Here is a 22,780-nt window from a genome sequence, read left to right as displayed (position 1 = left end):
CAACATGTTCGATTTGTGCAATTTCATGACCGAAATGTCCATTGTGGATCGGCCACGCGCCGAAGAGACTTGAAGCAAGATAGACGCATGGGAGGAGACGATGCGCACTCAAGTCGCCATTATCGGTTCGGGGCCGTCCGGGCTGCTGCTCGGCCAGCTGCTGACGGAGGCTGGCATCGACAATGTCATTCTCGATCGGGTCGGCAAGGATTATATTCTCGGCAGAGTCCGCGCCGGCGTTCTTGAGGAAGGCACTGTCCGGTTGCTGGATCAGGCGAAGTCCGCCACGCGCCTGCATGCCGAGGGCTTGCCGCATGATGGCTTCTCGCTTGCGTTCGACGGCCGCGATCATCGCATCGACCTTCATGGTCTCACGGGCGGTAAACGGGTCGTCATCTACGGCCAGACGGAGATGACCCGCGACCTGATGGCCCGCCGCGAGGAAAGCGGCGCTCCAACCATCTACGGCGCCGTCAATGTGCAGCCGCATGGTTTCGATGGTGATACGCCCTATCTAACCTATGAGAAAGACGGCGTTTCCCATCGCATCGATTGCGATTTCATCGCCGGCTGCGACGGCTTTCATGGTGTCAGCCGCAAATCGGTGCCGCAAAAGGCAATCCGCAGCTTCGAGAAGGTCTATCCCTTCGGCTGGCTCGGCGTGCTGGCGGAGGTGGCGCCCGTCAATCACGAGCTGATCTATGCCAACCATCCCCGTGGTTTCGCGCTATGCTCCATGCGATCGATGACACGCAGCCGCTATTACATTCAGTGTCCGCTCGACGAGAAGGTCGAGGACTGGAGCGACGACCGCTTCTGGGATGAACTGCGCCGCCGGCTGCCGGCCCATCATGCCGAGGCTCTGATCACCGCGCCGTCCTTCGAGAAATCGATCGCGCCGCTGCGCTCCTTCGTGGCCGAGCCCATGCGTTTCGGCCGCCTCTTCTTGGTCGGCGATGCCGCGCATATCGTACCGCCGACCGGTGCCAAGGGCCTCAATCTGGCGGCGAGCGACGTGCATTACCTGTTTTCGGGTCTCGCCGAGCATTATCAGGACCGCTCGAATGCCGGGCTGAAGGCCTATTCCGCCCGTGCGCTTGCTCGCGTTTGGAAGGCGGTGCGCTTCTCCTGGTGGATGACGACGATGATGCATCGCTTTCCCGATACAAATGATTTCGACCAGAAGATCCAGGAAGCCGAGCTCGACTATCTCACCCATTCCCGTGCCGCTTCGACCGCGCTCGCCGAGAACTATGTGGGTCTACCGTTCTGAAGCGGGGCAATCGCATACGGACAGGTTAGCCCCTCATCCGTCCTCTCACAGTTCGCTTCGCTCAACTGTTCGAGTCCACCTTCTCCCCGCACGCGGGGCGAAGGGGTTTGGCGAGGTAGCTCCCTCGCCCCGTCAAAACGGGGAGAGGGCCGGGGTGAGGGGCATTTCAGTTTTCTAAGCCCGCCTCAAAACTTCTTGGCAATCTCGCCTGCCGCTTCTCGGATTGTCTGCATCAGGATCGATAGGGGCAGGGTGGGGATAGCGTCGGTGCGCATGGTCAAGCCGACCGGTCCTTTCGTTTCGCTGGTATCGATCGGCAGCAGCGCCAATAGCCCGTCATCGACATCCCCGGCAACGACGCCGGCCGAGATGATCCAGATGGCGTCGCTCGATCGCACGAAGGCGCGGCCGAAGGAGTCGGAGACGGTTTCGATCTGGTTGGGCAGTCCGCCGGCGCCGTTGGCGATCAGGAAGCTCTCGACGAAGGGCCGGATGATCGAGCCGCGCGTGGGCATCAGGACAGTATAGCGGTTGAGATCGGAAAACAGCGACTGCCTGTCGGACAGCAGCGGATGGCCGGCCCTGACGGCGAAGACGACCTGTTCGGAGTAGAGATGCTCGAAGGAAAAGCCGGTCATCTTGTCGGGGCTTGCCAACCGGCCGACGACGAGATCGAGATCGCCGATACGCAACTGCTCCAGCAGCACGGCATTCTCGCCGGTGACGATCTTGATGCGGCTCCAGGTCTCCTCTTTGAGAAACAGGTCCATCGCCCTCGGCATGATCCGCGTCGAGACCGTCGGCAGCGCGCCGACGCGGATCGGCGGCGCTTCGCCAGAGCGCTCCTGCGAGACGGAATCGAGACCCTGGCGCAAGGCCGTCAATGCTGCGCCGGCATGGCGGAGAAGAACTTCGCCGTAGCGGGTGATGCGGATGCCGCGCCCATCGCGCTCGAAGACGGCGACGCCAAGTGCTTCTTCCAGCTCGCGGATGGTTTTCGTCACCGCAGGCTGGCTGATATTCAGCAGCGCAGCCGCCTTGATCACGCTTTTCTGGCGCGCAACCTCGACAAAGGTCTGCAGATGGCGGAACTTGATGCGTGCGTCGAGCATGCTCACTCATAACCCTGGAGTTATCGTAGAGCAAAGAAATATCATTTTACCTAACCAGATTATACATCCAATCTCGCGTCTGAGGAGATTTCCAGTGCAGTTTGCCCGCATCAACGACGTCACGATCCATTATCAGATCATTGGCGGCCCCGGCGACAAGCCGGTTCTTGTCTTTGCCAATTCGCTGGGCACCGATTTCCGGATCTGGCGCGATGTGATCGTGCGCCTGGCCGGCGATTTCGCCATTGTTCTTTATGACAAGCGCGGCCATGGTCTCTCCGATCTCGGCCAGATGCCCTATTCCATCGAGGATCATGCGACCGATCTTGCCGGCCTGCTCGATTTCCTCTCGGTCAAGAACGCCATTATCTGCGGCCTGTCGGTCGGTGGGCTGATCGCGCAGTCGCTCTATCAACGCCGTCCGGATCTGGTGCGAGCGCTGATCCTCTGCGATACCGCTCACAAGATCGGCACGGCCGAGAGCTGGAATGCCCGTATTGCGCAGGTCGAGGCTGATGGTATCGAATCCATCGTCGATTCCATCATGGAGCGCTGGTTCACGCCGGCCTTTCGTCGTCCGGAAAACATCGCCTTCGCCGGCTATTGCAACATGCTGATCCGCCAGCCGGTCGCAGGTTACGTCGCCACTTGTGCTGCTCTTCGCGATGCCGATCTGACCGAAGCCGCGGCCAAGATCGCCGTCCCCACCATCTGCATCGTCGGCGATCAGGACGGCTCGACGCCGCCCGATGTGGTGCTGTCGACGGCAAAGCTCATCCCGAATGCGCGTTATGAAGTGATCAAGGACGCCGGCCACATCCCCTGCGTCGAACAACCCGAGGCGTTGACCGAAGTCATCCGTGCCTTCATCGATGTCGTCCTGCGTGGAGAACAAACCTGATGAATGACCCTACCGCGCCGTCCGAGCGCTATCTTCAGGGCATGGCGACACGCCGCGCTGTGCTCGGCGACAGCCATGTCGATCGTGCGCAGCAGGCGGTGACGGAGTTCGACCAGCCTTTTCAGGAGCTGATCACCGAAGCGGCCTGGGGGCATGTCTGGTCGCGCCCGACGCTCAGCCGGCGTGAGCGCTCCATCGTGACGATCGCGCTGCTGGCCGCACTTGGTCAGGATGATGAGGTGGCAATGCATGTGCGCGCCACGCGCAACACCGGCGCGACGCGCGAGGACATCTGCGAGGCGCTTCTGCATGTGGCGATCTATGCCGGCGTGCCGGCCGCCAACCATGCGATCAAGATCGCGAAGCAGGTTTTCGAACAGATGGACGCCGAAAAGGCGGCATGAAACGAGGCAGACATGTCCGATAGAAGCAACAGCAAGCCCGAGACGGGCGCCTTTTTCGCCCGGGACCGCGCCTGGCATCCGCCAGCCTTTGCGCCCGGCTACAAGACCTCCGTGCTGCGCTCGCCCCAGCGCGCATTGCTCTCGCTCGACGGCACGATCTCGGAAATCACCGGGCCGGTCTTCGGCCATTCGATATTGAACGAGCTCGACAACGACCTGATCCATAATTTCGCCAAGCCGGGCGAGAGCGCCATCGGCGAGCGGATCATCGTCCATGGCCGTGTGCTCGACGAGCGTGGCCGGCCGGTGCCGGGCGTACTGCTCGAATTCTGGCAGGCCAATGCCGGCGGGCGCTATCGCCATAAGAAGGAAACCTATCTCGCCGCCATCGATCCGAATTTTGGCGGCTGCGGCCGCGCCATCACCGATGAGGAAGGGCGCTATGCCTTCCGCACCATCCGTCCCGGCGCCTATCCCTGGCCGAACGGCGTCAACGATTGGCGCCCCGCGCATATTCACTTCTCCGTCTTTGGTCATGGCTTTGCGCAACGGCTGATCACGCAGATGTATTTCGAGGGCGATCCGATGATCTGGAAATGTCCGATCGTCGGCACGATCCCCGACAGACAAGCGATCGAGCAGCTGATTGCGCCGCTCGACTGGGGTAATACGATCCCGATGGATGCCCGCGCCTATAAATTCGATATCGTGCTGCGCGGTCGCCGTTCGACCCTGTTCGAAAACCGGCTGGAGGGCAATTGATGGTACAGGATCTCGGCTACCTCAAGGAAACGCCGTCGCAGACGGCAGGCCCTTACGTCCATATCGGTCTGACGCCGAATTACAGCGAGATCGGCGGCGTCTACGAGACCGATCTCGGCTCCGTCATGGTCAACGACAAGACGCTGGGTGAGCGCATTACGGTGACCGGCAGGGTGATTGATGGCGCGGGAGCGCCGGTCAAGGATGCTGTTCTCGAAATCTGGCAGGCCGACAGCGCCGGGTTCTATAACAGCCCGTCGGAGCTGCGCGGCACGGCCGATCCGAACTTTACCGGCTGGGGCCGCTGCCCGACCAATTCCATCGACGGCGTTTTCCGTTTCGAAACCATCAAGCCCGGCCGTGTTCCCTTCAAGGACGGCCGCAAGATGGCGCCGCACATCACCGTCTGGATCGTCGCACGCGGCATCAACATCGGCCTGCACACGCGCATGTATTTCCCGGAAGAGACCGAGGCCAACGCCGAGGACCCTTTGCTTGCACGCATCGAACACAGGGATCGCCTCGCAACGCTGATTGCCGTGAAGGAAGGCTCCGTCTACACCTTCGACATCCATTTGCAGGGCGACAAAGAAACGGTTTTCCTCGATATATAGACCATGAGCATTTCTCCTTTCGATCATCCGTTCCTGTCTGGCCTCCTCGGCGACGAAGAGGTTGCGGCCTATTTTTCGGCCAAATCAGATATCCGCTCCATGCTCTCTTTCGAAGCGGCGCTTGCTCAGGTCGAGGTGCAGCATGGGCTGATCCCGCAGGATGCAGTTACGCATATCGCTAAGGTCTGCGGCAGTTTCGAGCCTGATCTACCAAGCCTGACGAGAGCAACGGCATCGGATGGCGTCGTTGTGCCTGAGCTTATCAGGCAGTTGCGCAAGGCAGTCGGCGAGGATGTCGGCAAACATGTCCATTTCGGCGCTACCAGCCAGGATGTCATCGACACCAGCCTTATGTTGCGCCTGAAGGCCGCCGCTTTTATCCTGAGCAACCGTCTCTTGGCCGTATCCGCCGCGCTCACCAAACTGGATGAGCGTTTCGGTTCGAACCGGCTCATGGGCCGTACCAGAATGCAGGCGGCGATCCCAATCACCGTGTCCGACCGGCTTCGGGCGTGGCAGCATCCGCTCGATCAGTATCGCGATCGGCTGACGCAGGAGAGTTTCCCGCTACAGTTCGGTGGGGCCGCCGGCACGCTGGAAAAATTCGGGTCGAAGGCGGCCGAAATCAGGAGCTCGCTGGCGCAGACGCTCGGCCTGACGGACGAGCCGCAATGGCAGAGCCAGAGAGCACGCATTGCCGAACTGGCCGGGCTCTTATCGATGATCTCAGGCAGCCTCGGCAAGATAGGCCAGGATGTTGCGCTTCTGGCGCAGGCGGGCGACGAGATCGAGCTTGCCGGCGGCGGTGGTTCCTCCGCCATGCCGCACAAGCAAAACCCGGTCGCCGCGGAAACGCTGGTCACGCTTGCCCGCTTCAATGCGGTGCAGCTTTCGGGCATTCATCACTCGCTGGTGCATGAGCAGGAGCGCTCCGGTGCCGCCTGGACATTGGAATGGCTGCTGCTGCCGCCCATGGTCGTGGCGACGGCGGCGTCGCTACGCCATGCCCTGCAACTGGTTGGCATGATCAAGCGCCTGGGAACGATAACTGAGTAGGATATTTCCATCATCCATAACCAGATCAATATGGGTGGCGGTCTTTATTTCATTTTACATTACCATTTCCCGTGAGAAATTGGCGATGATCGAAATTTGAACGATCAAGGGCGGCACAAGAAACGGCTGCCGGGAGGAGAAAAATGAAACGGTTTGTCTTGGCCGCCGTTGCGGCCGTTGCGCTTGGCGGCGCTGCTTATGCCGACACCATCAAGGTCGGCGTCATCGGTCCGTTTTCCGGCCCGTTCGCGCTGCAGGGCAAGAATTTCAAGGCCGGCATCGACGCCTATATTACAATGAACGGCAAGAAGGTCGGCAACGACGAGGTGGAGGTGATCTATCGCGATTTGCCTGCGGCTGATCCGGCCCAATCGAAGTCGCTCGCCCAAGAACTCGTCGTCAAGGAGAAGGTGCAGTATCTCGCTGGCTTCTACTTCACGCCGGATGCGATGGCCGTAACGCCGATCCTCAAGCAGGCCAATGTGCCGATGGTGATCTTCAATGCCGCCACTTCGGCGATCGTCACCAAGAGCCCGCTCGTCGTGCGCACCTCCTTCACCACCTGGCAGACGTCGACTCCGATCGCCAAGGTCGCCTTTGATGCCGGCGTGAAGAAGGTTATTTCTGTCGTCAGCGATTACGGCCCGGGCGTCGACGCCGAAAATGCCTTCAAGGCGGGATTCGAGAAGCAGGGCGGCCAGGTGGTTCAGGCGATCCGCATGCCGCTTTCGACCAATGACTTCAGCCCGATCATGCAGCGCATCAAGGATTCCGGCGCGCAAGGCGTCTTCGCCTTCCTGCCATCCGGCCCGACGACGCTCGGTTTCGTCAAGGCTTATAATGAGAATGGCCTGAAAACAGCGGGCATCAAGCTGTTCGCGCCCGGCGACCTGACGCAGGAATCCGATCTGCCGGCGCTTGGCGATGCCGCGCTCGGCATGCAGACGACTTTCCATTATTCGGTGTCGCATGACTCGCCGGAAAACAAGGCCTTCGTTGCGGCCGCCGGCAAGGCGATCGGCAATCCGGCTGAGCTGACCTTCCCAGCCGTCGGCGCCTTCGACGGCATGCATGTCATCTACAAGATGATCGAGGCGACCGGCGGCAAGCAGGATGCGCAGAAGGCGGTCGACGCCGTGAAGGGCCTGTCCTGGGTCAGCCCGCGCGGCCCTGTTACCATCGATGCGGAAAGCCGGCATATCACGCAGAACATCTATCTGCGTGAGGTCGCCAAGGGCGATGATGGCAAATACTACAACAAGGAAATCCAGACCTTCGAGAAGCAGGGCGATCCAGGCCTTGCTGCCGCGAAGTAAGCGCTCCTGAAGCTCCTACCTCTGATCGGAAGCCTCCGTTCAGGGGTGTGACGACAGCGGTCGCGTAACAATAACCGGACCAGCGATATCAATGCAAACCGTGCTCAGCATAGCAGTCGATGCCCTCGCTTACGGCATGGTGCTGTTCGTCATCTCCATCGGCCTCTCGGTCACGATGGGGTTGATGCGCGTCGTCAATCTGGCCCATGGCGCCTTTGCCATGATCGGCGGCTATATCGCTTCCTATGCGGCGCGCGATCTGGGGCTTGGCTATGGCGCTGCCGTCTTGCTGGCCGTGGTCGGCACCGTCATCATCTCCATCCCGATCGAACGGCTGCTCTATCGGCGCATCTATGGTGCGCCCGAGTTGACGCAGGTGCTGATGACGATCGGCATCACCTTCTGCATCATCGGTATCGCCAACTACGTCTTCGGCCCGACTTTGAAGACCATACCCTTGCCGGGCAGCCTGCAGGGCTCCGTCGATCTTGGCTTTCGGACCATCGGCACCCATCGCATCTTCGCGATCGTCTGTGGCCTCATCGTTGCTTTGGCGCTGTGGTACACGATTGAGAAGACCTCCTTCGGCGTGAAGCTACGGGCCTCAGTCGACAATGCCTCAATGGCGGCGGCTCTCGGTGTGCGAACAGAAATCGTCTATGCGGTCAGCTTCGCGATTGCCGTTGGGCTTGCCGCCTTCGGCGGCGTCGTGGGGGCCGAGCTACTACCGGTCGAACCCTATTATGCCCTGCGCTACATGGTGACCTTCCTGGTCGTCGTCTCTGTCGGCGGCGCGGGCTCGATCTCCGGCGCGCTGCTCGCCTGCCTCATTCTCGGCTGCATCGACACGACCGGCCGCTACCTCATGCCGGAATACGGCGAATTCTTCTTCTATCTGGCCGTCATCGCCATCGTCTGCGTCTTCCCGCGCGGCTTTGCCGGGAGAATGAAGTAACATGGCCTTGACCCTTGAAAGAGAGGCGGCGACGACCGTGACCAGACATCGTACATTCGGGCAGGACCTGGTCGCGGTTGCGGTCATCCTCGTCATAGCTGCTGCCGGCTATCTGCTTTTTCCGGACAACCTCGCCCTTCTCACCCGTCTGATCGCAATCGCGCTTCTCGTGCTGTCGCTCGATCTTGTCACAGGCTATTGCGGCGTGGCGACCCTCGGTCATGCGGCGCTGTTCGGTGCCGGCGCCTACGCTGCCGGCATCGCATCGGCCCATTACGGCATCAACGATCCCTTGCTCATGACGCTTGCCGGCATCGTCGCCGGAGCCATCGCCGGCCTGATCTGCGGCGTCGTCATTTTGAGAGCGCATGGCCTGCCGCAGCTCGTGCTCTCGATCGCGCTGGTCTATCTCTTCCACGAATTCGCCAACAAGGCATCGAGCTGGACAGGCGGCAGCGATGGATTGTCGGGGATTTCAGCCGATCCGCTGTTCGGTGTTTTCGAGTTCGATCTCTATGGGCACACGGCCTACTTCTATGGCGTGGCACTGCTGCTGATCGTCCTCGTGCTTTTGCGCTTTCTCGTCCGTTCGCCCTTCGGCATGCTCTGCCGCGGTATTCGGCAGGATCCCTTGCGCATCCGCGCCATGGGCGCTTCGCCGAAGGTGGCTCTCATCAAGATGTATGTCATTTCCGGCGCCGTTGCCGGCATCGGCGGCGCCTTGACCGCGATCTCGACACAGGTCGTCGGTCTCGACAGCCTCTCCTTCACACAATCGGCCGAGGCGCTCGTCATGCTCGTACTCGGCGGCACTGGATCGCTGTTCGGCGCGCTCGTCGGCACGCTGATTTTCATGCTGTTCGAGGATTACGTCTCGGCCGCCAATCCCTTCCATTGGCTGACGATCGTCGGCGCTCTGCTGATTCTCGTCGTTCTCTTCGCGCCCACGGGCATTTACGGCACGGCCGCCGCCTATGTGGCCCGTCGCAGGGAGGCGCGGGCATGAGTGCGATTTTTGAAGTCAGCAATCTGAAGAAGGCGTTCGGGGGTCTGACGGTGACGAACAATGTCAGCCTGTCGATGGCGCCGGGAGATCGTGTTGCGCTCATCGGCCCGAACGGCGCGGGCAAGACCAGCTTCGTCAATCTCGTCACGGGCAATCTGCCCGTCGATTCCGGCGAAGTCCGTATTGCGGGACAAAACGTCAACAAGGTCGATGCCATCGGCCGGGTCAGGCGCGGCCTCGTACGCTCGTTCCAGGTGACCAGGTTGTTTCAGGATATGACTCCGGCCGAGCATGTGGGCATGGCCGTGCTGCAGCGGACGGGTCGCTCCGGTCGCATGTTCGGCAATTTCCTCGCCATGCGCGATGTCATGGCCGAAACGGAGGAACTGCTCGACACGCTCGGCCTCAGCGCACTTGCGCATCGCAAGGTCAGCGAAATCGCTTACGGCCAACAGCGGCTCCTGGAAATTGCCGTTGCCATGGCCCTGAAGCCGAAGGTGCTCCTGCTCGATGAGCCCGCGGCCGGCGTGCCGCAGAGCGATACCGGCCGCATTGAGCAGGCGCTGGCCGATCTTCCCGCCGATCTCGCCGTGCTGATGATCGAACATGACATGGACCTCGTTTTCCGCTTCGCCAAGCGCGTGGTGGTGCTCGCCGCCGGCACAATCATATTCGACGGTTCACCGAAAGACGTGACGCAGGATGCGCGGGTGCGCGAAGCCTATCTTGGGAGCTATGCCAATGCCGGCCACGCCGCTTGAAGTCGAAAACCTGTCGGCCGGCTACGGGCCGACGCGGGTGCTGGAAGGGGTTTCATTTTCGGTCCGCGCCGGCGGGCGGCTCGCCGTGCTCGGCCGCAACGGCATGGGCAAGAGCACGCTGCTTGCCACGCTCGCCGGGCAGACCCGGCGCTATGATGGCCGCATCCGGCTGGGTTCGGCCGACATCGCTGGCCTGCCGAGCGCCCGCCGCGCCCATCAGGGCCTCGGCTATGTGCCGCAGACGCGCGACGTCTTTCCGACGCTGACGGTGGAGGAAAATCTCTCCGTTGGGCTCAAAGGACGGCCGAAGAGCGCTTTGCAGGAAGCCTATGACATGTTCCCGCGCCTGAAGGAGCGTCGCAAAAATTTAGGCAGCCAGCTTTCCGGCGGCGAACAGCAGATGCTGTCGACGGCCCGTACAATTCTCGGCCGTCCTTCCGTCCTGCTTCTCGACGAGCCGCTGGAGGGGCTTGCCCCCGTCATCTGCGAGGAGTTGATGGCCGCCTTCGCCAAGCTTGCCAAATCGGGCGATATGACGATCCTGCTCGTCGAGCAGCGCATCCAAAGCGCGCTCGATTTTGCCAGCGATGTCATCATTCTGGAACGCGGCCGGCTTGCCTGGAAGGGTACGCCCGAGGGGCTGGCTGCGGATCATGGCGCGGTTGAACGCTTGCTCGGCGTCGGTGGATTGCATTAGCCCATCTGCTTCGGCTGTGCTCCGATGGAGCGTGGCGTTATAATGAAACGCCATGCTCCCACCAGCCGCCTGCCGTTGCAGCGGCTGTTCCGTTTGTCGTAGACAGTCGTCTGCTTGTTTTTGAGGAAGTGCAAGATGGATCGATTTACCGGCGGCTGCTTGTGCGGCAAGGTGCGGATCGTCGCGTCGGGGCGCCCCTATCGGGTCGGCATTTGTCATTGTCTCGACTGCCGCAAGCATCACGGCGCGCTTTTCCATGCCTCCGCGATCTTTCCCGAGGATGCGGTGACGATCGAAGGCGAAACACGAGACTATGCCGGCCGATTTTTCTGCCCTCACTGCGGCTCGTCCGTCTTCTCGCGAAGCGCAGACGAAATCGAAGTGAACCTCGGGTCTCTCGATGCTCCGGATCGGTTGAAGCCGACCTACGAACTCTGGACCGTCCGCCGCGAATCCTGGCTGCCGCCGTTTCCGCTCGCGAGACGATATGATCACGATCGCGAGGCAACGAGCCGCTTCGAGGATTAGGTCAGGCTCGCCGCAAGCGTTATGATGACGAAAATTGTCACGGCGATCGGTATCGATTCATGTTGACGATAAAACGTTGACGATTTATCGATATATTATCATCGTTGTTGGCGTCGTTCTGCTGGAGGCGGGTTTGTCGGAGAAGATTTCGGGTCGTTGGGATTTCTGGATCGATCGCGGCGGTACCTTTACCGACGTTGTCGGGCGCGATCCGTCCGGTGCTCTCCACGCCCGCAAGGTCCTCTCGGAAAATCCCGAGGCTTATCGCGATGCGGCCGTTCATGGCATTCGTCTCCATCTCGGTCTTGGCAAGGGCGAGCCGGTTCCTGAAGGTGCGATCGGCGAGGTCCGCATGGGCACGACGGTCGCCACCAATGCGCTGCTCGAGCGCAAGGGCGAACGCCTTGCGCTGGTAACGACGAAGGGATTTCGTGACGCGCTGCGCATCGGCTATCAGGAGCGCAAGAAGATCTTCGCGACCGAGATCGTCAAGCCGGAAGCGCTATACGAAGATGTCGTCGAGATCGAAGAGAGGGTGCTTGCCGACGGCACCGTCGAACTGGCTCTGGACGAAAAGGCTGCAGAAGCGGCACTGCGCGACCTTCTCGCTAGAGGTTATCGCTCCGTCGCCATCGTCTTCATGCATGCCTATAAATTTCCGGCGCATGAGGCTGCGGTCGCGAGGATCGCCAGATCCATTGGCTTCGAGCAGGTTTCGGTCAGTCATGAGGTCTCACCGCTGATCAAGCTCGTCGGCCGCGGCGATACGGCTGTCATCGACGCCTATCTGTCGCCGGTGCTCGGCCGCTACATCCGCCAGGTCTGCGATGAGCTCGATGTCGAGCGCACCGGCGCGCGCGTCATGTTCATGATGTCGTCAGGCGGATTGACGGCCGCCGACATGTTCCAGGGCAAGGACGCGATCCTTTCGGGTCCGGCTGGCGGCGTGGTCGGCCTTGCGAAAACCGGCGAGCAGGCGGGTTTTGCCAATGTCATTGGCTTCGACATGGGCGGCACCTCGACGGATGTGGCGCATTTCGATGGCGAATATGAGCGCGCCTTCGAGACGGAGGTGGCGGGCGTCCGCGTCCGTGCGCCGATGATGCTGATCCACACTGTCGCGGCCGGCGGCGGTTCGATCCTGCATTTCGATGGTGATCGCTTCCGCGTCGGCCCAGATTCTGCCGGCGCCTTTCCGGGTCCGGCCTGCTATCGCAATGGCGGTCCGCTGGCGGTCACCGATGCCAATGTCATGGCCGGCAAGCTGCTGCCGGAATTCTTCCCCTCCATTTTCGGACCCAACCAGGATCAGCCGCTCGATGTCGAGACGGTGCGGACCAAGTTCGCATCCCTCGCAGCCGAAATTGGCGATGGGCGAAGCCCGGAGGACGTTGCCGACGGCTTTATCCGCATCGCGGTTGCCAATATGGTCGAGGCGATCAAGAAAATCTCCGTGCAGCGCGGCTATGACGTGACGCGCTATGCGCTCAACTGCTTCGGCGGCGCCGGTGGCCAGCATGCCTGTCTGGTGGCCGATGCGCTCGGCATGAAGAGCATCCTTCTGCATCCGATGTCCGGCCTTCTCTCCGCCTATGGCATGGGCCTTGCCGATATCCGCGCAACGCGCCAGAAGGCACTCGGCGTTTCCCTCGATGATGCCGCACCTGCCGCCATCGCAGCGCTTGGCAGCGAACTGCGTGGCGAATGCGTGCCCGAATTGGGAGCCCAAGGTGTCGCAACGGCCGAGATCAAGACGGTCCAGCGCGCCCATATCCGCTATGCTGGCACCGATACGCTGCTGGCGGTCGAAACGACTTTCCCCGAGATCGACAAGCCCTCGCGGCTGCGCAGCCAATTCGAGACGCTGCACAAGCGCCGCTTCGGTTTCGTTGCCGAGGACAAGCCTTTGGTGGTGGAAGCCGTCGAGATCGAAACGATCGGCGGCGCTGCGGCCGATATCGCAGTCGAGCTGGAGACGATGGGCGAAGGTGAAGCTGAGGCAGCAAGGCGCACCGCCTTCTATTCGAACGGCGAGAGTCACGATGCGGCCGTTGTTCTGCGCCAGGCGATCAAGCCCGGCCAGACCGTGACCGGTCCGGCCATCATCATCGAGCCGAACCAGACTGTTGTCATCGAGGACGGCTGGCAGGCGCAGCTGACGGTCAAGGATCATATCGTCCTCGAGCGCATCAAGGCGCTGCCCGAACGCAGTGCCATCGGTACCAAGGCCGATCCGGTGATGCTGGAGATTTTCAACAATCTTTTCATGTCGATCGCCGAGCAGATGGGCATGACGCTGCAAAACACGGCCTATTCGGTCAATATCAAGGAGCGGCTGGATTTCTCCTGCGCCGTCTTCGATGCGGAAGGCAATCTGGTCGCCAACGCGCCGCATATGCCGGTTCATCTGGGCTCGATGGATGCGTCGGTCGCAACCGCGATCCGCGAAAACGCCGTCATCCATCCGGGCGACGTCTTCCTCATCAATGCGCCCTATAATGGCGGCACGCATCTGCCTGACCTCACGGTCTGTACCCCGGTCTTTGACGATGCGGGTCAGAAGATCCGCTTCTGGGTCGCCAGCCGCGGCCATCACGCCGATATCGGCGGCATTTCGCCGGGCTCCATGTCGCCGCTCGCCACCCATATCGAGGAGGAAGGCGTCTATATCGACAATTTCAAGCTGCTCGATCGCGGCCGATTCTGTGAGGCGGAACTTACCAAGCTGCTGACGGGTGCGCGCTATCCGGTGCGCACGCTGGCGCAGAACATCAACGATCTCAAGGCCCAGGTTGCAGCCAACGAGAAGGGCGTCGCCGAGCTGAAGAAGATGATCGTTCACTTCGGCGAGGATGTGGTCGATGCCTATATGGGCCATGTTCAGGATAACGCGGCAGAAAGCGTGCGCCGCGTCCTCGATCGCCTGTCCGACGGTGAATTCAGCTATGAGATGGATCAGGGCTGCAAGATCGTCGTCAAGATTTCGATCGACAAGGACAAGCGCGAGGCGACGGTCGATTTCAACGGCACGTCCGCGCAGCGCCCGGACAATTTCAATGCGCCGCAGCCCGTCACACGCGCCGCCGTCCTCTATGTCTTCCGTGTGCTCGTCGAGGCCGATATTCCGATGAATGCCGGCTGCCTCCGGCCGATCCGGATCATCATTCCCGAAGGCACGATGCTGACGCCGAAATATCCAGCGGCCGTCGTTGCCGGCAATGTCGAGGTCAGCCAGGCCGTGACTAACTGCCTGTTCGGCGCCGTCGAGGCGCTTGCCGCAGCCCAAGGCACGATGAACAATCTGACCTTCGGCAACGATGCCTATCAATATTACGAGACGATCTGCTCCGGTGCGCCGGCAGGACCGGGTTTCAATGGCGCCGATGCGGTGCACACGCATATGACCAATTCGCGCCTGACCGACCCCGAAATCCTCGAAACTCGGTTCCCGGTCGTGCTGGAAGATTTCCACATTCGTCCGAATTCGGGCGGACGCGGCAAATGGAACGCCGGCAACGGCACGCAACGCACGATCCGCACGCGCGAAAAGCTGGAATTCGCGATCCTGTCAGGCCATCGGCGTGTGGCGCCCTTTGGCGTGAAGGGCGGCGAAGCAGGACAGACCGGCCGCAATTATGTCCGTCGCAACGATGGCAAGATCGAGGAACTGATCGGCTCGGCCCATACCATCCTCGAAGCTGGCGAAGCCTTTACGGTCGTCACTCCCACTGGCGGTGGCTACGGAAAACGGGACGAATAGCAATGTGATGCCGGGTCGAGCGGCCTTGATCGCTCGGCCCGTCGAATCTGCTGGGCCTTGATCCGGTTCGAAGGAGTTTTCAGGTGACGTCCGAGGAAAAGAGTAAGCGACGCGAATTGATCGTATCGTCGGCCCATCTGGCCGGCGGCAGCTCGCCGGCCTTGTCGGAGCTGGAATACGGGTCAATCCTCTTTTCCCATGCCTTCAATCGTTGGCTGGTGCGCTGCATGGCGGCGGCCGGTGTGCCTGGCCTTTCGCCGATCGAGATCCTGATCATCCATTCGGTGCGGCATCGCGACCGGCCGAAAACGCTTGCCGATCTCTGCCTCGTCCTCGACATCGAGGACACGCATGTCGCCAATTACGCCATCAAGAAGCTTGAGGCGGCAGGCCTCGTCAAAAGCGGCAAGGCCGGCAAGGAAAAGACCATCCGCGTCACTGACAAGGGCCTGGACGCGCTGAAGCGCTATACCGAAATTCGCGAGCGGCTATTGGTTGAGGCAACGAAAGTATCGGGTCTCTCGCAAGACGATCTCTCCGATATCGCTTCGCATCTGAGGGCATTGTCTGGCTATTACGAACAGGCGGCACGTTCGGCCGCCACACTGTAAGATAAAAGAGCGTGTAAGTTTCTCTCAAATCTTCTTGGCTCTTCCCAAGGTTCGCTTTTCACTGCGTGCTAATATCATTTGGGTCGCCGGCGTCACACGCAAATTCCCGCCTCTTATCTATTCTGCCACTTCATACCTATATTAGGTCTGTGCGATCCGTTGGCGGATGTTCCTCCAACGATCGATATCGATCGAACGATATGAGATCCAGTTTTTACCACCGCACGACTTTTAGAAATTGCTGGCTTCGCACGATAGCAAAAGTGTGCTTTTTTTGACCGAAAGGGGAATGGTGTAAAAACTTCCATGAACAACGATAGTTTTGAGCTGAAATTTTGGGGCGTGCGGGGGAGCATCCCTGTATCGGGACCGGAATTTGAGCGGTACGGCGGTAATACGTCGTGCATTGAGTTACGGCATGACGGCAGGCATATCTTATTCGACGCCGGGACGGGTTTGCGCGAAGCGGCCGGCTCCCTTGCCAAGGAGGGGATCCGCAACATCGATCTCTTCTTTACCCACTCCCACTACGACCACATCATCGGCTTACCTTTCTTCAACGCGATCTATGATCCGCGCGTGAGCGTCGATCTCTGGTCGGGCCATCTGGCCGGCAAGACGACGACGCGGCAGCTGATCGGCCAGTTCATGCGGCCGCCGTGGTTTCCCGTCGAACCCGACATCTGTCGCGCGGCGATGAATTTCCGTGACTTCGCCGCCGGCGATACGTTGAAGCCACATCCGGGCATCGTCATCCATACGACGAGGCTGAATCATCCCGGCGGCTGTATCGGCTATCGCATCGAATGGGCGGGCCGGGTGATCGCCATGGTCTATGATACCGAGCATGTGGCAGGCAAACTCGATGAGGCGGCGCTTGAGCTAATGGCGGATGCAGATCTTGCCATCTACGATGCGACCTATCTCGAAGCCGAGATGCAGAAATATCTCGGTTTTGGCCATTCTACTTGGCAGGAGGGCATCAAGCTTGCCAAGAAGGCCGGCGCCAAGCGGCTTGCCATGTTCCATCACGCGCCCGGCCGCACGGACCGCGAACTGGATGACATGCAGCGCGATGCGCAGAAGAGCTTCCCCGAAGCGTTTTTCGCCTTTGACGGGCAATCGCTGCAGCTCTGAGGTACGTTAGCCGAAAGCGTCCATTGTTAGACCGGGCAGCACCCCGTAGACTGGAACGACTTTCGGGAGGTTGCAAGCATGACCGTCAAACGGATGGACAATGTCGGAATCGTCGTCGAAGACCTGGCAGGGGCGATTGATTTCTTTCGCGAACTTGGTCTTGAGCTCGAAGGGCAGGCGACGATTGAGGGAGAGTGGGCGGGGCGTATCACCGGGCTCGGCGATCAGCGCGTCGAAATTGCCATGATGCGCACGCCGGACGGCCACAGCCGACTCGAGCTCTCCCGTTTCCTTGCGCCGCCTGTCATCGCGGATCATCGCAACGCCCCGATCAACGCTTTGGGCTATCTCCGCGTCATGTTTGCCGTGGACGACATCGACGACACACTTGAAAGGCTCCGCATGCGCGGCGCGCAGCTCGTCGGCGAGGTGGTCCAGTATGGCAACACATATCGCCTCTGCTATATCCGCGGGCCTGAAGGGCTCCTCATCGGGCTTGCCCAGGAACTCAGCCGAGCGCAACACGACGGCTAGTGTATGAAATGGTTCACCGGCCGCCATTCGATGGCGGCATGGTCGACCGTTTCCTCGAACAATGTCTCGACGAAATCCCAGGCGAGATCGTCATGGACGAGGTGGTGCGTCATCACCCCGATCGGTTCGTCATGGCCGTCGAAACGGATCCGGAGTTCTTCAACGAGACGTGCGATTACTTCGGCATGCGGTAAACCGCCACGTACACCGTGCCATCTCATGATATCGATATGCGTGTTGATCAGGCCGATAGGGGCCTGCTTTGCCAATCCAAAAACGGAGACGGCGCGATAGCCGAAGGGGGCGAGATGCAGCAGCAGCGCATCGTCGATCCGGTTCCACGGCGGCACCAGCAGCGGTACGAACTGCTTGCCATAAAGAGCTTCGAGCTTGTCAAAGCCGCGATGCAGCTCGTCGAGCACGATTGCCTGTGGCCGATGCAGACCGAGTTCCTGCTTCTTGGTCTCGTCAGGAGCATAGTTTTGATGCGTCCAGCCATGCACCGTGGCAGTGATGCGGCTTTCCCGCGCCAGACGCTCGGCGAGTGCCTCGCCCGTCGGCCCCGGAATGATCGCAAGAGCCATCGGCACGTCGAAACGATTGGCAAGCGATAGAAGCCGGTCGAGGGCAGGGGTCGGCTCGATGGCATCGTCGTCGCGGAACCAGAGTTTTACCTTTCGTCCGGCCTCGCTCCATCGCCGCAGCTCGTCGCGCAGGGGCTGCCAATCGGCTCTATCGCTCATAATAAGTGTCTCCCAGATGGTTTCGAAGAATGGTTTCCAACCGCGTCGACGCGGCGGTCAACGAACGCTCCTGATGCACGAAGTCATAGGCTGCGTCTGCCATGGCCTGATGCCGGCTTGGATCGTTCAAAAGCTCGGCGATGGCCCCGGCATAGGCCGTGATATTGCCTTCAGGCGTCAAAAGCCCCGTCCTGTCGGCCATCACCACTTCCGGTACGCCGGCCGTTGCCTGTGCGACGACGGGCAGCCCGGCGGCCTGTGCCTCCAGATAGGCAAGGCCATAGGCTTCGTTGCAGCCGGGCCAGACATAGAGGCCGGCGGTCGCCAGCTCCTGCGCGATCTCTGCGGTGGAACGTTCTCCGCGCCAGATGATGCGGCTTTCGCCGAATGTGGAAAACAACGATCTGACCTCGGCCCGCATCGGCCCATCGCCGATGATGGTCAGGGTCCAATCCTGATCGCGGATAAGATCGAGCGCGCTCGCCAGCATGGCGTAGCTGTCAAACTTGTCGCCCTTCCGCAGCATCGCCACGGCAATCAGCCATCGCGGATCGGGGGAGGAGCGTGTAAAGGGCGCAGTATCGATGAAGGGCAGGAAGCGCTCGTAGCGGCCATCGGGGATCGCATCGAGCAAACCGATCCGGTCCCGCTCGGTAAAGCACAGATTGACGGCGGCCAGCCTTACCGCATCGGCGATAAGGCGCTGGTTCTCGCTCCAGCCGGTCTCGTCATGACGGCGGGAATAGGAAGCCTCCGCCGTGACATAGGGGATGCCCAGCCTCCTGGCGACGGATGGACCGATGAGATCGGGCGTCTTGTAATAGGGATGATAGGTGAACCACAGATCAGGCGCTGCCTCGCTTTGCCAGCGCTCGATCAGGCGGCCTGCTTCGGCTTGCGCCTGCAGGGCGATTTCCATGCGTGGGCCGGCTTCCGGGGTGGGCGTGAAACTGCGCAATTCGGAAGCGACTTCGACCTCATGCCCCGCCATCTTCAATGCTGCGATGATCTGGCGGGCCATCAGCCGGTCGCCGGATGGGACCGAATGGGCAGGTGACTTCAAGGGAGCGTAAAAGGCAATCTTCATGATGTCGTCACACGGTTGACGATTAAGTGATGGCAGGAACCCGAATCGTGAAAAGATTGCCCGAATTCCGACCGGTTGCGTGACAATAAGGTCCCTGCTTCAAAAAGCCGCGTTCTCGACGGCATGCGGCGTTGCGGCTACTGCATAATTCCTTAAATCGGAATCGATTTAGGGATAAAATTATGCAGCAGATTAAAAGTGCTACAGCGACCTTTGCGCGTCGTATATAACGCGCAGCGCTGTAGATGATAGGCGATAGCCGTTTTCGGATCTGTTGTGAACGGGCAATATACATTGGGTTTGATGACCATCGAGGCAAGAAAGCCAATCATGACCGATCGCCTCGTGCGAAAGCTGCGTCTCGGCTCGGGTCTGATCGTTTTTGTTTTCGTCATTATGCATTTGGCCAACCATTCCCTCGGCCTGATCTCGCTCGGCATGGCCGAACATGCGCAACATTGGTTCATGGCGGTTTGGCGCAATCCGGTTGGAACCCTGCTTCTCTATGGAGCGCTGATCCTGCATATCCTGCTCGTGCTGCGAATGCTCTACAAGCGCAGAACGCTCGTCATGCCCGCCGGCGAAGCTTTTCAGATCGTCACCGGTCTGTTGGTGCCTCTCCTGCTGATCGACCATATCGTTGCGACGCGTATCGTTCACGAAGTCTACGGCTATCACGACACCTACAAGGCGATCGTGCGTAGCCTGTGGGTGACTTCGCCATTCAACGGGATGCGCCAATCGTTCGTCCTCCTCATCGTCTGGCTTCATGGATGTATCGGCGTTCATTTCTGGCTGCGCTACCGCCCGTGGTACACGGCGATCGCGCCCGTCATTCTGTCGCTTGCCATCGTTTTGCCGGTTCTTGCGTTGCTCGGCTTTGCCGCAATGGGCAAGACCGTGGCGCATGAGGTCGCCCAGGAGGATGAACGCGGTTATCCCGGCGGCTATTACAGCGACGTGCGAAGCTTCGGCGAAACGGGCTCGGCGCCGGGCGGTAAAATAGCGGAAACCTTATGGCCATACCGTGCCGGCTTCTATGGCGCCTTCAGCCTGTCGATCGCCGCTCTTTTCGCCTTCCGGGCGCATCGCAGGCTGCGAGAGCGGCAATATCAGGTCGCCATCCGCTACGCAGGCGGAGAAGTCGTGCACGCACCACGCGGTTTCAGCGTGCTCGAAGCAAGCCGTCTCGGCGGCATCCCCCATTATTCGGTCTGTGGCGGCAAGGGGCAATGCTCCACCTGCCGCGTGCAGATCATCGAGGGCGCGGAAAACTTGCCGCTGCCCGAGCCGCTGGAGCAGAAGACCTTGAACCGTATCGGCGCAACGCCGGATGTCAGACTTGCCTGTCAGCTGCGGCCGACCGGCAATGTCAGCGTCGTGCCGTTGCTGACGCCGATGGCCGAGGCGACGATTCCGGTCTATACGCAAGCGGCAAGTCCCGGCCGCGAGCGCGAGATTGTCGTCTTCTTCTGCGATCTGCGCCATTTCACCTCGCTGACGGAATCACGGTTGCCCTTCGACATCGTTTTCCTGCTCAACCGCTATTTCGCCATCGTTGGCCGCATCATCGAGGAGAATGGCGGCCGGATGGACAAGTTCATCGGCGATGGTGCCATGGCGCTCTTCGGCCTTCGCACGACCCCGAAGGAGGCCAATCGCCAGGCATTGAAAGCGGCCGCCGCGATCATCCGAGAGATCGACAAGCTCAGCGACGAGCTGGCTGATGAACTGGCTGCCCCGCTCGAAATCGCCATCGGCATTCACACCGGCCTCGCAGTCGTGGGCTCCATGGGCTATGGCAGCGTCAAGAACGTGACCGCGATCGGCGATACGGTCAATGTCGCCAGCCGTCTCGAAAGCGTCGCCAAGGAATTCAACACCGCGCTGGTCTTTTCGGAGCCGGTGGCACAGCTTTCGGAAGCCGATATTTCCGGCACCGAAAGCCGCGAGATCGCCGTCAGGGGCCGGGGCGAGCCCTTGCGCGTCTATATCGTCTCGAAGGAGGCGAGTGGCCACTTTGCCTGATTTTCCGATACCGGAGGCGCCGATCTTCGCCGTTTGCAATGAAATGGCGCTGGTGTAGGGATGGCGCTCATGTTCGACCGCAAGATCCTCACAAGAAAATACTGGAAGCGGGCTTTTCGCCGCAAGCGCGATGCGATCGCCACACGCCTCTTCGACACTAGGCTGGGCCGGGACATTCTCGTCAGTGCTATAGGTCCTCGCGTGAAGACGATGACCGTCGATTGCGGCGATCACGTCCTCAGTTTCTCGCCGGCCGACTACATCGGCCGCAAGGTTTTTCGCAAAGGGCATTTCGAGCGCGATCATGTCGACCGCCTGCTGAGCGTGTTGCGCGAGCGTGGCCTGCTGCGCAAGGGATCGGCACTCCTGGAGCTCGGCGGCAATATCGGCACGCAGACCTGCTATTTTGCCTTGAGCGGCGCCTATGACCGCATCGTCAGCGTCGAGCCGGATCCGCGCAATTTTCGCTTGCTGGAGGCCAACATCGCCGACAATGGCCTGCAGAAGATGGTGGCGGCGGTCAATTGCGCCGCCGGCGATCGCGAGGGGCAACTCGATTTCTATCTCAACCACAAGAATCATGGCAAGAGCAGCGCATTGCGGCAGAGCGCGGCCGACGAGAAGATCTCGGTGCCTGTCCTGCCGGTCGGCGATATTCTCCTGCAGGCAGGCGTCGATTCCGCCGATATCGGGCTGATCTGGATGGACATCGAGGGCTATGAGCCGGTTGCCTGCCGTTCGATGAGCGCGCTGATGGCCCGCAAGGTGCCGCTCTATCTGGAGTTCACTCCGGCCTTCTACGGCAAGGATCAGACCAGAGACTTCGTTGCTGATCTTGCCCGGCACTATAACGAATGTCTCGCCTTCTTCGAAAGCGGCGAGCGGATCATGAAGGTGGTCGAACTGCCCGTCGAGGGTGAACAGTTCGACGTCCTGTTTCTGCACTGAGCCTATTTGCGCCGATAGATGAAATAGCGGCCGTCCTTGACCGTCGAAGGCAGGGGCAGCGCCTCGAGATCCGGATGATCGAGGGGGAGGCCGCTGATCGCAAGCCCGCCCGATGCCAGCACGCCGGTCATGATCTCGGGCAGCCAGGTTAATGTTATCGCATCCTTGTCTTCGTAGCCGGTGCCGATATCCGCATGGGCGAGCGAGGCATTGGCGCCGATAAAGGTTTTCGCCGTGTCCCTGATCTCGCCGAGCACGAGATCGTCGGCCGACGGCATCGAAGGACCATAGGCATTGACCGCCCGGTCGAAGGCGATGATGCGGCGATCGGGAAAAAGTTCGCGCAGGTGATCGAAGGTGCGGCCATTGCCAAGACCGAGCTCCAGCACGGGGCCATCAAGCATTCTCACCTCGTGGGCAACGGCATTGAGGATGTCGCGCTGTGCGCTGAGGCGGCGAATGAAACTATCCAGGCGGCTCATCGTATTTGAAGTATCCTTGGCGTCTTGTGCCTCTCCCGCAGTGGGCGTAGCACGGCGGGCATCGC

At 60.6% G+C, this 22,780-nt stretch carries 22 protein-coding genes; 18 read left to right on the top strand and 4 right to left on the bottom strand.

Annotated features, from left to right (window positions below):
- Nucleotides 1–100 precede the first annotated feature (100 nt).
- Entirely contained in the window at nt 101–1,273 is a 1,173-nt protein-coding gene (gene pobA, locus PH562_RS17015; protein ID WP_285174274.1) for a 4-hydroxybenzoate 3-monooxygenase, read from the top strand.
- Nucleotides 1,274–1,458: 185 nt separating this feature from the next.
- Here the strand turns inward: pobA and pcaQ are convergent, their stop codons facing one another.
- On the bottom strand, nt 1,459–2,385 hold the full coding sequence (gene pcaQ / locus PH562_RS17010) for a pca operon transcription factor PcaQ (RefSeq protein ID WP_285174273.1): 927 nt from the start codon (nt 2,383–2,385) through the stop codon (nt 1,459–1,461).
- 94 nt (nt 2,386–2,479) lie between these two features.
- Here pcaQ and pcaD point away from each other — a divergent pair, with 94 nt between their 5' ends.
- From pcaD to PH562_RS16935, 15 genes are all read left to right on the top strand, one after another.
- On the top strand, nt 2,480–3,286 hold the full coding sequence (pcaD, locus tag PH562_RS17005) for a 3-oxoadipate enol-lactonase (RefSeq protein ID WP_285174272.1): 807 nt from the start codon (nt 2,480–2,482) through the stop codon (nt 3,284–3,286).
- On the top strand, nt 3,286–3,690 hold the full coding sequence (gene pcaC, locus PH562_RS17000) for a 4-carboxymuconolactone decarboxylase (protein ID WP_285174271.1): 405 nt from the start codon (nt 3,286–3,288) through the stop codon (nt 3,688–3,690). The genes pcaD and pcaC overlap by 1 nt, the downstream gene beginning before the upstream one ends.
- Before the next feature lie 12 nt (nt 3,691–3,702).
- Entirely contained in the window at nt 3,703–4,452 is a 750-nt protein-coding gene (gene pcaH, locus PH562_RS16995; protein WP_285174270.1) for a protocatechuate 3,4-dioxygenase subunit beta, read from the top strand.
- Nucleotides 4,452–5,066 (top strand): protocatechuate 3,4-dioxygenase subunit alpha, encoded by a 615-nt coding sequence (pcaG, locus tag PH562_RS16990; RefSeq protein ID WP_285174269.1) that lies wholly within the window; start codon nt 4,452–4,454, stop codon nt 5,064–5,066. The genes pcaH and pcaG overlap by 1 nt, the downstream gene beginning before the upstream one ends.
- 3 nt (nt 5,067–5,069) lie before the next feature.
- Entirely contained in the window at nt 5,070–6,122 is a 1,053-nt protein-coding gene (locus PH562_RS16985) for a 3-carboxy-cis,cis-muconate cycloisomerase (protein ID WP_285174268.1), read from the top strand.
- 143 nt (nt 6,123–6,265) lie between these two features.
- Entirely contained in the window at nt 6,266–7,438 is a 1,173-nt protein-coding gene (locus PH562_RS16980; protein WP_285174267.1) for an ABC transporter substrate-binding protein, read from the top strand.
- A 91-nt stretch (nt 7,439–7,529) separates the two neighbouring features.
- Nucleotides 7,530–8,393, top strand: coding sequence for a branched-chain amino acid ABC transporter permease (locus tag PH562_RS16975; RefSeq protein ID WP_285174266.1), 864 nt, complete (start codon nt 7,530–7,532; stop codon nt 8,391–8,393).
- A gap of 1 nt (nt 8,394) precedes the next feature.
- Nucleotides 8,395–9,399, top strand: a complete 1,005-nt coding sequence (locus PH562_RS16970; protein WP_285174265.1) for a branched-chain amino acid ABC transporter permease — start codon at nt 8,395–8,397, stop codon at nt 9,397–9,399.
- Complete coding sequence (locus PH562_RS16965; RefSeq protein ID WP_285174264.1) at nt 9,396–10,160, top strand: ABC transporter ATP-binding protein; 765 nt, start codon at nt 9,396–9,398, stop codon at nt 10,158–10,160. Before PH562_RS16970 ends, PH562_RS16965 begins: the two co-directional genes overlap by 4 nt.
- On the top strand, nt 10,141–10,857 hold the full coding sequence (locus PH562_RS16960) for an ABC transporter ATP-binding protein (protein ID WP_285174263.1): 717 nt from the start codon (nt 10,141–10,143) through the stop codon (nt 10,855–10,857). The genes PH562_RS16965 and PH562_RS16960 overlap by 20 nt, the downstream gene beginning before the upstream one ends.
- 135 nt (nt 10,858–10,992) lie before the next feature.
- A complete protein-coding gene (locus tag PH562_RS16955) occupies nt 10,993–11,385 on the top strand; it encodes a GFA family protein (protein ID WP_285174262.1) in 393 nt (130 codons plus the stop codon).
- 133 nt (nt 11,386–11,518) lie between these two features.
- Nucleotides 11,519–15,145 carry a hydantoinase B/oxoprolinase family protein gene (locus PH562_RS16950; RefSeq protein WP_285174386.1) on the top strand — a complete coding sequence of 1,209 codons (3,627 nt, stop codon included), beginning with the start codon at nt 11,519–11,521 and terminating at the stop codon, nt 15,143–15,145.
- 83 nt (nt 15,146–15,228) lie between these two features.
- A complete protein-coding gene (locus tag PH562_RS16945; RefSeq protein ID WP_069610284.1) occupies nt 15,229–15,756 on the top strand; it encodes a winged helix DNA-binding protein in 528 nt (175 codons plus the stop codon).
- Nucleotides 15,757–16,062: 306 nt separating this feature from the next.
- Nucleotides 16,063–16,893 carry an MBL fold metallo-hydrolase gene (locus PH562_RS16940; RefSeq protein WP_285174261.1) on the top strand — a complete coding sequence of 277 codons (831 nt, stop codon included), beginning with the start codon at nt 16,063–16,065 and terminating at the stop codon, nt 16,891–16,893.
- A 78-nt stretch (nt 16,894–16,971) separates the two neighbouring features.
- Nucleotides 16,972–17,427, top strand: a complete 456-nt coding sequence (locus PH562_RS16935) for a VOC family protein (protein ID WP_285174260.1) — start codon at nt 16,972–16,974, stop codon at nt 17,425–17,427.
- Here the strand turns inward: PH562_RS16935 and PH562_RS16930 are convergent.
- Both PH562_RS16930 and PH562_RS16925 read right to left on the bottom strand, forming a co-directional pair.
- A complete protein-coding gene (locus PH562_RS16930; RefSeq protein ID WP_285174259.1) occupies nt 17,424–18,170 on the bottom strand; it encodes a polysaccharide deacetylase family protein in 747 nt (248 codons plus the stop codon). The genes PH562_RS16935 and PH562_RS16930 overlap by 4 nt on opposite strands.
- Nucleotides 18,160–19,257: a glycosyltransferase family 4 protein gene (locus PH562_RS16925; protein WP_285174258.1), complete on the bottom strand. Its 1,098-nt coding sequence runs from the start codon at nt 19,255–19,257 to the stop codon at nt 18,160–18,162. The genes PH562_RS16930 and PH562_RS16925 overlap by 11 nt, the downstream gene beginning before the upstream one ends.
- A gap of 303 nt (nt 19,258–19,560) precedes the next feature.
- Here PH562_RS16925 and PH562_RS16920 point away from each other — a divergent pair, with 303 nt between their 5' ends.
- Together PH562_RS16920 and PH562_RS16915 are read left to right on the top strand one after the other, a co-directional pair.
- Nucleotides 19,561–21,285 (top strand): adenylate/guanylate cyclase domain-containing protein, encoded by a 1,725-nt coding sequence (locus PH562_RS16920; protein ID WP_285174385.1) that lies wholly within the window; start codon nt 19,561–19,563, stop codon nt 21,283–21,285.
- Between the two features lie 69 nt (nt 21,286–21,354).
- The gene (locus tag PH562_RS16915) at nt 21,355–22,233 is read left to right on the top strand and encodes an FkbM family methyltransferase (protein WP_285174257.1); all 879 of its coding nucleotides are present in this window, start codon (nt 21,355–21,357) and stop codon (nt 22,231–22,233) included.
- Nucleotides 22,234–22,235: 2 nt separating this feature from the next.
- Here PH562_RS16915 and PH562_RS16910 read toward each other — a convergent pair whose 3' ends face one another.
- The gene (locus tag PH562_RS16910; protein WP_285174256.1) at nt 22,236–22,715 is read right to left on the bottom strand and encodes a class I SAM-dependent methyltransferase; all 480 of its coding nucleotides are present in this window, start codon (nt 22,713–22,715) and stop codon (nt 22,236–22,238) included.
- Nucleotides 22,716–22,780 lie beyond the last annotated feature (65 nt).

This window comes from Rhizobium centroccidentale (assembly GCF_030182565.1).
Lineage (GTDB): Bacteria > Pseudomonadota > Alphaproteobacteria > Rhizobiales > Rhizobiaceae > Rhizobium.
This window is presented reverse-complemented; position numbering and strand designations above follow the sequence as displayed.

Bases quoted from the DNA above. Each gene is read 5' to 3' on its own strand.
- pobA (WP_285174274.1), top strand. From the start codon at position 101: ATGCGCACTCAAGTCGCCATTATCGGTTCGGGGCCGTCCGGGCTGCTG.
- pcaQ (WP_285174273.1), bottom strand. From the start codon at position 2,385: ATGCTCGACGCACGCATCAAGTTCCGCCATCTGCAGACCTTTGTCGAG.
- pcaC (WP_285174271.1), top strand. From the start codon at position 3,286: ATGAATGACCCTACCGCGCCGTCCGAGCGCTATCTTCAGGGCATGGCG.
- pcaH (WP_285174270.1), top strand. From the start codon at position 3,703: ATGTCCGATAGAAGCAACAGCAAGCCCGAGACGGGCGCCTTTTTCGCC.
- pcaG (WP_285174269.1), top strand. From the start codon at position 4,452: ATGGTACAGGATCTCGGCTACCTCAAGGAAACGCCGTCGCAGACGGCA.
- PH562_RS16985 (WP_285174268.1), top strand. From the start codon at position 5,070: ATGAGCATTTCTCCTTTCGATCATCCGTTCCTGTCTGGCCTCCTCGGC.
- PH562_RS16980 (WP_285174267.1), top strand. From the start codon at position 6,266: ATGAAACGGTTTGTCTTGGCCGCCGTTGCGGCCGTTGCGCTTGGCGGC.
- PH562_RS16975 (WP_285174266.1), top strand. From the start codon at position 7,530: ATGCAAACCGTGCTCAGCATAGCAGTCGATGCCCTCGCTTACGGCATG.
- PH562_RS16970 (WP_285174265.1), top strand. From the start codon at position 8,395: ATGGCCTTGACCCTTGAAAGAGAGGCGGCGACGACCGTGACCAGACAT.
- PH562_RS16965 (WP_285174264.1), top strand. From the start codon at position 9,396: ATGAGTGCGATTTTTGAAGTCAGCAATCTGAAGAAGGCGTTCGGGGGT.
- PH562_RS16960 (WP_285174263.1), top strand. From the start codon at position 10,141: ATGCCGGCCACGCCGCTTGAAGTCGAAAACCTGTCGGCCGGCTACGGG.
- PH562_RS16955 (WP_285174262.1), top strand. From the start codon at position 10,993: ATGGATCGATTTACCGGCGGCTGCTTGTGCGGCAAGGTGCGGATCGTC.
- PH562_RS16940 (WP_285174261.1), top strand. From the start codon at position 16,063: ATGAACAACGATAGTTTTGAGCTGAAATTTTGGGGCGTGCGGGGGAGC.
- PH562_RS16935 (WP_285174260.1), top strand. From the start codon at position 16,972: ATGACCGTCAAACGGATGGACAATGTCGGAATCGTCGTCGAAGACCTG.
- PH562_RS16930 (WP_285174259.1), bottom strand. From the start codon at position 18,170: ATGAGCGATAGAGCCGATTGGCAGCCCCTGCGCGACGAGCTGCGGCGA.
- PH562_RS16925 (WP_285174258.1), bottom strand. From the start codon at position 19,257: ATGAAGATTGCCTTTTACGCTCCCTTGAAGTCACCTGCCCATTCGGTC.
- PH562_RS16920 (WP_285174385.1), top strand. From the start codon at position 19,561: ATGACCATCGAGGCAAGAAAGCCAATCATGACCGATCGCCTCGTGCGA.
- PH562_RS16915 (WP_285174257.1), top strand. From the start codon at position 21,355: ATGTTCGACCGCAAGATCCTCACAAGAAAATACTGGAAGCGGGCTTTT.
- PH562_RS16910 (WP_285174256.1), bottom strand. From the start codon at position 22,715: ATGAGCCGCCTGGATAGTTTCATTCGCCGCCTCAGCGCACAGCGCGAC.